This window comes from Helicobacter sp., from assembly GCF_022511165.1.
In the GTDB taxonomy this organism is placed as follows: domain Bacteria; phylum Campylobacterota; class Campylobacteria; order Campylobacterales; family Helicobacteraceae; genus Helicobacter_C.
On the sequence record NZ_JAFLSB010000044.1, the window covers coordinates 1 to 11,999 of the forward strand.

Genomic DNA, 11,999 nt, shown 5'->3' on the forward strand with positions numbered 1-11,999 from the left:
AATTGGATACGCAAGAGCGGTAATTAATCTTCACAAAGTCAAGCAATGAAACAGCCCTATCAGCCTCCCCACCAACATAAAGAGAATATAGAATCTTTTTTGCATATATTCTTAAATACCCTTCGATCAAGCCAAACTCAAGCTGATGTCAATGCGCTTTTAAAAGAGCTTCGTGCGCTTAAGATTGATGATATACATCTCATATATGCTACTTCACAGGGTAAAAATCTTCTGCAAGAGTGTATTGAACTTTTGCGAGAGAAGATATATCATTTGTTGTGTGAGGGGCATATTTGTAGTGTGGAGTATTTATATATTTTGCTTTTTATCCCTCGCAATCCCATAGCTTCTTGCATAGAATCCACAACATCAAACCCACAAAGCAAAACAAAAGCACAAATAGCCTCTAAGGAAGATTCTTTACAGGCAGAGTTTTTGGCAATAGATGCGCGTTTTGAAGTATTTGTCAAACTCGCACAAGAGAGCCTTTTTAAAACAGGGAATAGTGATGTGGAAAATGTCCTTTTTATTGAGCTTTATATCGTCTCGAAGGCATTAATGACTATGCGTGATTTTACGCATCTTGTGTATGAGTATATTATGCTGATTATTCTTGTGGATATTAATATTCCAGAAAGCCTTGCACATACGCAATTTATAGTGGAATCTTTTGAGAATCTAGGCGTAGATATGCCCACACTTTTAAGCGCACTTAAAGCTCAGCAGGAGAAACAGATTTATTTTACTTATCCCCCATTGGCTCGGCGAAGCATTTTAAATTGGCAGCTCCATTGTTTTTGGAATATTTCACATTTTTTTAATCATAATGAATGGCTTAGTCTCTATCCCCTTTGGCGCGATCTTTTTTACACATTGCTTGAGAGGGGCGATGTGGAGGGTATTGATGAGGCAATGTACTTGCAGTTTTTTATCTACCATATGTGTGGAAATAATTTTCATCATCAAGCCCAGTGGCGCGTTTTTTGTGCAGAAATTGATGAGGTAGCCTTTAAGCATTATGAATCTTTTGCCAAACAACAAGGCATTTATGGCGTGGGTAATAGGGCGCAAAATAAGCAAAAAGAAGCAAAAAAATGTATAGGCTTTTTGCGCGATAGACTCGTGGCAAATTCCCCTTATAAAGTCGAATATAGTCTTTTATGTAATTTATATAATGATGAGGCATTTAGGCAAGAATATGAAGTCAAAATCTACACGATGAAGCTTCTTGAAAAAAGCGATGATGATACGCAAGTGATTGCTGCGTATGAGGCGCTTGGGATAGAGGTGGTAGATGTTGTCTCGCCTTTTAATGCAAAAGGATTTTATAATTCTCATTTGCAAAAAGCCCTTGCGCTTAAAAATGCCCTTCATCGTGATAATGTCTCTATATTGATAAGTCCAAATAATGGCTATGGTATCAGTGATTTTCTCCTTGCTGCAAGAAGTGCGCCATTGCAAATATATTATTCTCACGGCAATTTTGTGTATAACTTACCTTGCATAGATGCAAGAATGACGCATATTTGCAATAATCAAAGGCATATTAGTTTAGAGGGATATGATTTTTATGGTGTGCCTGTAAAAATGCAGAATAGATTCTACAATCCGTCGCTTGATGCAGAATCTAAGCAGCAAATAGAGGCTTGTCGCCTCACATTTCCCAAAGATGCCGTGATTTTAGGGAGTATTGGGCGTTTAGTCAAACTACAATCGCGTGAGTATTGGCGATGTGTGATTGCTATTATGCAATCTTATCCTCAAAGTGTATATGCTGCCTGTGGCGGAGGCAATAGCACACTCATTAGCGAATGTATTATGGATTGCTTTGCAGATAAAAACGAGGGCGAGGCATTTTTAAAGCGTATCTATTTCACAGGCTATATTGATAGCACCCTTTATGGGCATATCATTGATATATGGCTTGATAGTTTTCCGCTTGAGCAAGGCGAAAGTCGTATAGAATATGTTGCCAAAGGGGGCTTAAGCCTTATGATGAGCAAGCAAAGCAAAGAGCAGCGCGCACAGCGTTTAGAGCAGTTCATCGCACAATGGAGTGCTACCCCTCATCGTAATGGCACATCAAAAAGCCAAAGCGAAATTGATGAGGCACGCACCCTTTTGTTTGAATCCACTTTGCCTCTTGTGGCTTTTTTTGAAGAAGATTATATTCAAAAAGGACGCGCGTTACTTGAGCTATTTGTGAAGAAACAGACAGAAAAAATACAATCTCTTAGAGATGTATCAGCATACGCAAGAGCTAGGAATGATGAGTTAAGAGAATATGAGGGTGTGAGTGCTTTTAAAGAAGCCATAGCCTTAAAAGATTTAGAATCTTTGAAATGATTGGAGGGTAAAATGGCGCAACGCATTCTTATTTTTGGCTACAGCAAATATTTCTACTTGTCCTCGCGCTATGGCAATGCTAAAAATTTTAAAAGATGAATATGATGTGAGCGTAATGGGTATTGATAGCGAAAATGGAAGCAAAATGCCCGATGTAGTGATACAAGATGAGTGTGGTATAAGCCATAATATCCCAAGCTTTAGTCACCCTGCGTATAAAAAACGCAATAAATGGCAGGAGCTGAAGCTTTGGCTTAATGTCGCTAGAGGTGCGTGGGATAAGCTAAGCTTTATCCCTAATCGCCTCCATATTATCACACATTTACTCTCACATCACTATGATGTGATTATTTGCCACGATGTATTGCTTTTGCCTGTGCTGTTTGCGGGATTAGAACAAAGTGAGCTACAAAAAGCAAATAAAGAGAATCCCAAAAGGCAAAATATGTCTCAAAGCCACGAGGGGGGGGGCATAAGACAAAAAACAAAGGTGGTTTTTGATGCGCGGGAATTTTATCCTTTGCAAAATACAAGCTCTTTGCGTTGGCGACTACTTTTTAAAAAATTTAATACCTATCTTTGTGCCACTTATGCGCCAAAAGCTGATGTGATGTTTAGCGTCTCGCCGATGTTTTGTGAGATGTATGAGCGCGAATTTGGGCTTAAAGCTCATCTTTTGATGTCCCTTAAGCCTTTTTATAATCTTTCTCCTCGCCCCATAGATTCTCAATGTGTGAAGATTCTCTATCACGGCGCACTCAATCAAAATCGCGATATTGATAAGGTTATTGAGCTTTGCAGATACCTTGATGAGCGTTTTTGCATAGATTTTATTTTTACCGGTGGAGAGGGGGCATTTGCGCAAAAAATCCACTCTCGCATACACGCATTACAAATGCAGGGTAAAAAGATACGACTTTTGTCTCCTGTGGCTTTGGAGCAAATTGTGCCTTTTGGCAATGCCTATGATATAGGCTTACTTTATATCCCTCCGCATAATCACAATCTCCTTCTCACTTTGCCTAATAAATTTTTTGAATATATTCAATCGCGCCTTGCTTTGCTTATCCCACCGATTCCCTCATTAATGCCCTTTGTGAAGCAATATGATAATGCAATTATCGCACGTGATTTTGCTATAACTTCTCTTGCCAAGGCACTTTCAAAGCTAGATTCAGCGCAGATTATGCGCTATAAAGAGCATTCCAATAAGGCTGCAGCTAAGCTTCATTTCTCCCATAATATTCGCCTTGTGCGTGATCGTGTAGCTAAACTTCTTGCTTAGATTATTTCTTTATTGCCCTTCTTTGCTTTGAGCGTTTTAAAAAAAGCCATTTTTTGCTACAATCGCGTTTTACCTTAAGGTTATGGAGATGAAGCAATGGATTATAAAAATACCTTGATTCTGCCTGATACGACTTTTCCAATGAGGGGGAATCTCCCCGCCAATGAGCCACAAACTTATGCAAAATGGCGTGAGGACAAGCTTTATTCTCGCTTGAGAGATGCTCATAAAGATGCTAAGAGTTTTTGTTTGCACGATGGACCTCCTTATGCAAATGGGCATTTACATATAGGACACGCACTCAATAAGATTCTAAAAGATATTATTGTAAAATATCATTATTTTAAGGGGGAAAATATCCGCTACACGCCCGGTTGGGACTGCCACGGGCTACCTATTGAGCAGCAAGTAGAACAAAAAATCGGTAAAGCAAAAAAAGACAGCTTAGAAAAAACCAAACTTCGCGCCCTCTGTCGCGAACACGCTCAAATTTTTATTGGGATTCAATCAAGCGAGTTTCAATCTTTGGGCGTGTTGGGGGATTTTGAAAAACCCTATAAAACAATGGATTTTGCCTTTGAGGCACAGATTTATCGCGCACTTATTGCACTTGTGGAAGAGGGGCTTTTGGCAGAACGTTTTAAGCCTATTTATTGGAGTTGGGCGTGTGAATCTGCTCTTGCCGAAGCGGAAGTAGAATACCAAGATAAGCAATCAGATTCTATTTTTGTTGCTTTTGATTTAAGTGATGAGGCATTGCGCAAACTTAACATTGCAGCGGCAAAGCCTATTATTTGGACGACTACACCTTGGACGCTTCCAGCAAATGTGGCTCTTGCGCTTAATCCCACAGAATCTTATGTGCTTACAAATGATCATTTCATCGTAGCAAAGCATTTGCATCAAAGGCTTGTAGAGAGTTTAGGCATAGGGCGTGATGTGGTGCGCACATTTGCACCTAGCGAGCTTGAGGGTTTAAAAGCTATCAATCCGCTTAATGGCAGAGAATCATTGATTGTTTTAGGTGAGCACGTAGGTATAAGCGATGGCACAGGGATTGTGCATACTGCCCCCGGACACGGCGAAGATGATTACTATGTGGGATTAAAGTATCATCTTGAGGTCATTATGCCTGTTGATGATAAGGGAAATTTTAGCCCGCTTATAGAATCTATGGGGCTTGTGCCAAAGGCATTTGTAAATGAATTTGTAGGCAAAAATATTTTTGAGACACATCAAAGTATTTTTAAGATTCTAGGCAAGGCACTTTTGAAAAAAGATGTGATTACCCATAGCTATCCACATTGTTGGCGTTCGCGTAAGCCGGTGATTTATCGCGCGACTACGCAATGGTTCATCTTGCTTGATAAGCCTTTTTATGAGGGTAAAACATTAAGGGAAGTCGCGCTTTCTGCCCTTGAGGAGGTGAGATTCTATCCTGCAAATGGTAAGAATAGGCTTTCCTCGATGATAGAAAATCGCCCTGATTGGTGCATTTCTCGGCAAAGAGATTGGGGTGTGCCTATCGCCTTTTTGCTCGATAAAGACACTCTTGCACCCTTGCTTGATAGGGAAGTTTTGGAGCATATTGCTAATATTTTTGAAAAAGAGGGTTGTGATGCGTGGTGGAGCTATGAAATAAAGGAGCTTTTGCCACCAAATTATCAACATTTAGCAACTCGTCTTATAAAGAGCAAACATATCCTTGATGTGTGGTTTGATAGTGGAAGCACTTGGAATGCTGTGCTTAAAAATCCTTTGAGATTACAGGGGAATGATTATGATGCAGGCGCTCACCCTGCGGATATATATCTTGAGGGAAGTGATCAGCATAGAGGTTGGTTTCAAAGCTCACTTTTGCTTTCCTGTGCTATTACTAAAAAAGCACCTTTTAGGGCGATTCTCACACACGGCTTTACCTTTGATAAAAATGGCGAAAAAATGAGCAAATCTAAGGGCAATGTGATTGCCCCAAGTGAGATTATTAAGATTCAAGGAAGTGAAATTTTGCGCTTATGGGTGGCATTAAGCCATTATCAAAGTGATCAAAATATCGGCGATGAGATTTTAAAACAAGTAGGGGAGCAGTATCGCAAGATTCGCAATACTATACGATTTCTCCTTGCAAATGCTGCCTTAGATACAAAAGATATGGTAGGCAAAGATGAATTAGGGGAGATTGATAGGTGGATTCTAAGCGAATGTGATAGAGTTTTTGATGAAGCATATAGCTATTTTGATGAATATGAGTTTGCTCGAGCCTTAGGTGTGGTAATGAATTTTCTCACTAATGAGCTTAGCGGCATATATTTGGATTTATGCAAGGATATACTCTATTGTGATAGTGCTACTTCTTTGCGCCGCCGTAGCATACAAAGTGCAATGGTAATGATTTTGAAACGACTCTTACATTTTATCGCTCCTGTGCTTACTTACACTGCAGATGAAGCTTTTAAGCACGCAAGTAGCGCAGTTAAAGGAGATTGCAAAGATATTTTTGATATGCCAAAAATAATGTGCAAAGAATCTTATAATCTTCACACGCATACAGATTTTGCTTTGCTTTTGCGCATAAGAGAAAAGTTTGGCGAAGCCATTGATAGCCTTAAGAAGCAAAAGATTCTAAAATCTTCGCTTGAGGTGCTACTCCAAGTGCCAAGGGATATTGCACTGCTTGAGAGATGGCTTATCATCTCTGCTACACAAAGAGAAGTAAAAAATGGCGAGGAGCTTGCGCGATTTGTGCTTGATAATGAAGAATTTGTGATGTATAGGGCGCAAAAAGAGCGATGTGATAGGTGTTGGCAATTTGTCGTAGATACCAAATCTCCTCAAGCCAACCAATCTCTTTGTGTGCGTTGCGCTGAAGTTTTGCACCACTTAAAATAAGGTTTATTACACTTTGGCAAAAAACTAAATGCCAAAAGACTAGGGACGATTCAAGGTAGAGAGAAAATCTGCTTTGGGCGAGCCTGTGTTGGCATTATGCTCAAAGTTTCGTCTAAATTGATCTTGGGTTTGATACCCACCTAAGGCATTTTTTATATCCTTACCCTCCATATAAATAGCACCCCTTGTGCAACCATTTAGACTTAGAGCTATGAATGCGATATAAAACATCAAGCGATGCAGCATTGCTCCCCTTTGCAATATGTGATTTATCGTTGTATTGTAAGCAGTTTTACTTACATAAAGGCAAATACACTTTGAGCATTTTATGCTACCTATCTACCAATGTGGGCGATAAAAGTTTAACCAATCTTTGTCTATTGCCCTAAAGCAAATCTATTTTGCTATACTTTGACATTATCATTTTATCTTAAAGGATTACTTATGAAGATTACTTACACTCTCACAGATGAATCTCCCGCACTTGCAACCTACTCATTCTTGCCTATTGTGAAGGCATTTTTGAAACACGCAAATATTGAGGTGGCTACTTCTGATATTTCGCTCTCTGCGAGAATCTTAGCACAATTCCCCGAGCGTCTCAAAAAAGAGCAACAAGTAGAGGACGCCCTCACGCTTTTGGGTGAGCTTGTCAAAAACCCGAGCGCAAACCTCATCAAAACCCCCAATATTTCTGCTTCTATCCCTCAACTTAAAGCAGCCATTAAAGAGCTTCAAGAAAAGGGCTATAATGTGCCTCCTTTCCCTGATGAGCCACAAAATGATGAAGAAAAAGCCATTAAGGAAAAATATCAAAAAGTGCTGGGTTCAGCAGTGAATCCTGTTTTGCGACAAGGTAATTCCGACCGCCGCAGCACAAAAGCAGTGAAATCCTATGCACAAAAAAATCCTTATCGTGTCGTGCCTTTTAATAAAGATTCTAAGAGCTGTGTAAGCTATATGGCAGAAGGAGATTTTTTTGATAATGAAAAAGCAGTCCTCATCTCATCTCCCACCACAGCTAAGATTATTTTTAAAGATTCAAGTGGAGAAAAAGTGCTTAAAGAGGGCTTGAAGTTAGAACAAAATGAAATTTTAGATGCTACTTTTATGGATGTGGCAAAGCTTAGTGCATTTTATGAAAGTCAGATTCAAAAATGCAAGGCAGAAAATATCCTCTTCTCACTTCATTTGAAAGCGACAATGATGAAAGTAAGCGATCCTGTGCTTTTTGGCTATGCGGTAAAAGCATATTTTAAAGAGATTTTTACAGAATTTGGCGATGAGCTTAACGCACTTGGTGTGAATGCAAATAATGGCGTGAGTGAGTTATTGAGCAAAATAGAATCTTCTCCTAAAAAAGCCCAAATTCTTGCAAAATACAATGAAATCCTAGATAAGAGTGCGAAAATCTCTATGGTAAATTCTGATAAGGGTATTACCAATCTCCACGTGCCTAGTGATGTGATTGTTGATGCTTCAATGCCCGCAATGCTAAAAAACGGGGCTAGACTTTGGGACAAAAATGGTAATGAATGCGATGCAAATGCGGTAATACCCGATAAAACTTATGCGACTATTTATGAAGCTGTGATTGAGGATTTGCGTGCTAATGGCACACTTAATCCGGCGACTTTAGGAAGCGTGAGTAATGTGGGGCTTATGGCAAAAAAGGCGCAAGAGTATGGCTCACACGATAAAACTTTTATCGCTCCAAATGATGGAGAGTTTGTGATTGTAGATGAGCAAGGCAAAGTGCTTCTTTCGCATAAAGTGCGAAAAAATGATATTTATCGAGCAAATCAAGCAAAATATGATGCGGTATTAAATTGGATTGATTTGGGGATTGAACGCGCAGATATTACAGGTGATAAAGCAATTTTTTGGCTTGATTCTAAACGCGCAAGTAATAAAGTTATGATTGATTTGGTGCAAAAACGTTTGCAAGAAAAGGGCAAAAGTATAGAGATACTCGCTCCAAAAGAGGCGTGTTTAGAATCCTTGCGCCTTATTCGCGCAGGTAAAAATGCGATTTCTATTACCGGCAATGTCTTGCGTGATTATCTTACCGATTTATTCCCTATTTTGGAGCTTGGCACAAGTGCGAAAATGCTTTCAGTCGTGCCTATGCTTAATGGTGGAGCGATGTTTGAGACCGGTGCAGGTGGAAGTGCGCCTAAGCAAGTTGAGCAGCTTGTAGGTGAAAACCACTTGCGTTGGGATAGTTTGGGTGAGTTTTTAGCGCTTCAAGCAAGTTTAGAATTCTATGCACAAAAGCAAAATAGCCCTAAAGCAAAAGTTTTAGCAGACGCGCTTGATGGGGCTATTGGAGAATGGCTTAATAATAATAAAGCTCCTTCACGCAAGGTAGGCGAAGATGACAATCGCACAAGCCATTTTTATTTAAGCCTTTATTTTGTAGAAGCTCTTGCAAAACAAAGCGCAGATAGTGGTATTGCTGCATTTTTTGCTCCCATAGCACAAGATTTAAAATCTCAAGCAGATACTATTGCGCAGGAGTTTAATGGTGCGCAGGGCAAGGCAGTAGATTTGGGCGGATACTATAAATTTGATGATAATAAAGCAGAGGCGATTATGCGCCCAAGTAAGAGTTTCAATGCGATATTAGAAAAGATTGCAAAAGCTTAAAATGAAGATTCTAAGCCACTGCTCTTATGGCTTAGAATCTGTAATGAACTCTTGCAAAGTCTTGCAGGTAATTTATCTAGGACATAGATTCAAAATAAACGCCTCTATTGTGCGTTTATAAAGAGTGCAAAAAGCATACTTCTTCAAATATGCCAAATCTTTAAAAAAGATGGCTTTTTTGCGCTTTATGCACGAATATCAAGCAAATGTGTTTTATCTGGTATAAAATCCTCATCTTCCACAACATACTCTGTCTTCTCTTGCTCTTGTTGTTTTTTTTGCTTTTCTTGAAAATCACGTTTTTTGCTTTCGTCTTTTTCAGGATCAATAGCTTCTACTTGAGGTGCAGGAGAGACTTCTTGCACAGCTTTCATTTTATCAACAAAATTTTGCATATTTGTTGCAAGTGCAAAATCTACTTTTTGCATATTATTTGCGTGCTGAATACTGCCAAGTTGGGAGTTTTGATTGATATAGGTAACATTACCAATAGGACTAAGTGCCATAATCTCCTCCTTATTATTGTTTATTTACAGAGACATCGTCTCTTTTTATTAACAATACTACTTTTTGGTAAGATAAAGCAAGGTGTATACCATATTGTGCAGAGAATATCTTAGAGGAGGAGTTTTACTATGCCTATGGCAGGTAGTTAATGAGAGATGTTACATTTTGTTTCTTATCGTATCTTATGGAATTTGTCAAATATTACACAATGATACTTGTGGTAATACAAAGGCAAGGAAGATTCAAGCTTTTGGCGCGAAGTATTTTAGCACACAAAGAGTTATGCCCGCGCATAAAAGTACAAAAATAATGCCACTAAAAGCTTCAACATAGCCAAATGGCTGACTTAAATCCCATATATGTAAGCCCATAATATCAAAACCCATTTTTATGCCTTTTTGTTGTTATGCTTGTGTTAAGCCACCTTTATATTTGTTTCTCTTTGATAAGATTTTATATTTTAGCTTATGTATGTTAAGTGCGCATTGCAAAAAACAAAAGAATCTACAACCACTTTGGATTTGCTGTCCAACTCACAGAGAGCCAAATCTTATAGCTTGGTATCTCAAGAGCTTTTTCTATACGCTCACGAATAATATCAAACTCCTGCATACTTACAGGTTTAAAGTGCCTATCGGTAAGGATATTGACCTCTACCATATAGAATCTCCCTGATTTTGCCACGTGTGTATCATAATCGCTAAAGCCAAATTCTTCACTCAAAGATTCCATAATTTGCGTAATCTTCTCATCAATTTCAGGTGGAGCAACCATCATCAAATCTTTAAAGTTAGCAATAACTATGCGAATAGGTGAAAAGCACAAAAGAAAAGAAAGCACAGCCAAAAGCGCAGGGTCAATATAGTGCGCAAAAACACTTAAATGCGCCTCAAAGCCAAAGTAGGGGAGCATATAAATCACGCCAAATGCAGTCAATGCGCCTAAATACAGCACGCAATCAATTTTCCATTCAGTATTATCAACCCGAATCAAATCAGATTCTAAACTCTTTGCATAGAGGAATGTATAGCTAAAAAGCAAGGCACAAAACACGCACGCACACAGGCTATAAAGTGCGGCACCACCTAGCTTGACTACATAACCACCATTAATAATACTCTGCATTGCATTAATAAAGGCATATACGCATACAAACACAAGCACGAGAGATTTAAAGAGATTGACCATTGGCTCAAAGCGCACATAGCCATATTGAAAAATATCATCATCTTCTTTATAAATATAGCGAGAAGTTACCACGCTTAACGCACCTAAACCCACGCTAATAAGCGCCACAAAACCATCAAAAATTACCGCCATAGACTTGACGAAAATTCCAAAGATAATACCAAAAAGAGCAAGAATAAGTGCGCTAAACATCGATACTTGAAGCACAAATTGCTCTTTTTTTGCTATTTTGAGCATATCTTGTGAGGAATCATCTTTAAGGTTTTTTAGATGTGGCACACCCTCTTTTTGCTCATATTGCATTGATGTGGCATCTTCATCGCGTTGAGATGCGTTTTTATGCTGCTTATCAAGGAGAGAGCGTGTTTTATAGCCACGCACACTTGTGCCATAGCATACTTTATCGCTTTTGGGGGTAAGGGGAGATTCATAAGGATAAGTAGGAGATTGTGCCATTTTCACTCTTTGCTATCTTTAAAAGAAATAGAAAAATTTATAAAACTGCAGAATCTATGTAAGATTCTGCAATATGACTTGTAAAAGAGATTAGTTTTTATCTTTATCAACTAGCTTATTAGCACTAATCCAAGGCATCATCGAGCGAAGTCTCGCGCCCACTTTTTCGATTTTATGTGCAGCAAGATTCTTTCTTTCAGCACTCATTCGCACATATCCTGCCTTGCGCTCCAAGATGAAATCTTTAGCAAATCGCCCCTCTTGAATATCTTTAAGAATAGCTTTCATTGCCTTTTTAGATTCTTCATTAATCACACGAGGACCACTTACCATATCGCCATATTCTGCAGTATTTGAGATAGAATAGCGCATATTTGCTAAGCCTCCCTCATAAATTAAATCCACAATGAGTTTAAGCTCGTGTAGGCATTCAAAATATGCCATTTCTTCAGGATAGCCTGCCTCTACTAATGTCTCAAATCCTGCTTTTACAAGGCTTGTTACGCCACCACAAAGCACGGCTTGTTCTCCAAAGAGATCGGTTTCAGTCTCATCTTTGAAAGTTGTCTCAATAATACCACTTCTACCCCCACCAATAGCACTTGCATAACTTAGTGCAATCGCTTTTGCATCACCCTTGCTTGTATCTTGAGCCACTGCGATAAGATCAGGAATCCCC

The 11,999-nt window shown here is 39.0% G+C and carries 9 protein-coding genes; 4 read left to right on the forward strand and 5 right to left on the reverse strand.

What is annotated here, in order from left to right:
• The first annotated feature begins 45 nt into the window (after positions 1-45).
• From J1E28_RS06520 to ileS, 3 genes are all read left to right on the forward strand, one after another.
• A complete protein-coding gene (locus tag J1E28_RS06520; protein WP_291027981.1) occupies positions 46-2,346 on the forward strand; it encodes a hypothetical protein in 2,301 nt (766 codons plus the stop codon).
• 76 nt (positions 2,347-2,422) lie between these two features.
• The gene (locus J1E28_RS06525) at positions 2,423-3,631 is read left to right on the forward strand and encodes a capsular biosynthesis protein (RefSeq protein ID WP_291027983.1); all 1,209 of its coding nucleotides are present in this window, start codon (positions 2,423-2,425) and stop codon (positions 3,629-3,631) included.
• Between the two features lie 96 nt (positions 3,632-3,727).
• A complete protein-coding gene (gene ileS, locus J1E28_RS06530; RefSeq protein WP_291027985.1) occupies positions 3,728-6,520 on the forward strand; it encodes an isoleucine--tRNA ligase in 2,793 nt (930 codons plus the stop codon).
• Positions 6,521-6,559: 39 nt separating this feature from the next.
• Here the strand turns inward: ileS and J1E28_RS06535 are convergent, their stop codons facing one another.
• Positions 6,560-6,766 carry a hypothetical protein gene (locus J1E28_RS06535; protein WP_291027987.1) on the reverse strand — a complete coding sequence of 69 codons (207 nt, stop codon included), beginning with the start codon at positions 6,764-6,766 and terminating at the stop codon, positions 6,560-6,562.
• A gap of 198 nt (positions 6,767-6,964) precedes the next feature.
• Here J1E28_RS06535 and J1E28_RS06540 point away from each other — a divergent pair, with 198 nt between their 5' ends.
• A complete protein-coding gene (locus J1E28_RS06540) occupies positions 6,965-9,169 on the forward strand; it encodes an NADP-dependent isocitrate dehydrogenase (protein WP_291027989.1) in 2,205 nt (734 codons plus the stop codon).
• 185 nt (positions 9,170-9,354) lie between these two features.
• Here the strand turns inward: J1E28_RS06540 and J1E28_RS06545 are convergent, their stop codons facing one another.
• The 4 genes from J1E28_RS06545 to ilvC form a co-directional block, all read right to left on the reverse strand.
• A complete protein-coding gene (locus J1E28_RS06545) occupies positions 9,355-9,675 on the reverse strand; it encodes a hypothetical protein (protein WP_291027991.1) in 321 nt (106 codons plus the stop codon).
• A 243-nt stretch (positions 9,676-9,918) separates the two neighbouring features.
• Positions 9,919-10,062, reverse strand: a complete 144-nt coding sequence (locus J1E28_RS06550; RefSeq protein WP_291027993.1) for a hypothetical protein — start codon at positions 10,060-10,062, stop codon at positions 9,919-9,921.
• Positions 10,063-10,180: 118 nt separating this feature from the next.
• Positions 10,181-11,167: a cation transporter gene (locus J1E28_RS06555; RefSeq protein WP_291027996.1), complete on the reverse strand. Its 987-nt coding sequence runs from the start codon at positions 11,165-11,167 to the stop codon at positions 10,181-10,183.
• A gap of 243 nt (positions 11,168-11,410) precedes the next feature.
• Positions 11,411-11,999 (reverse strand): ketol-acid reductoisomerase (ilvC, locus tag J1E28_RS06560; RefSeq protein ID WP_291027995.1); only part of this gene is annotated, 589 nt, incomplete at its 5' end.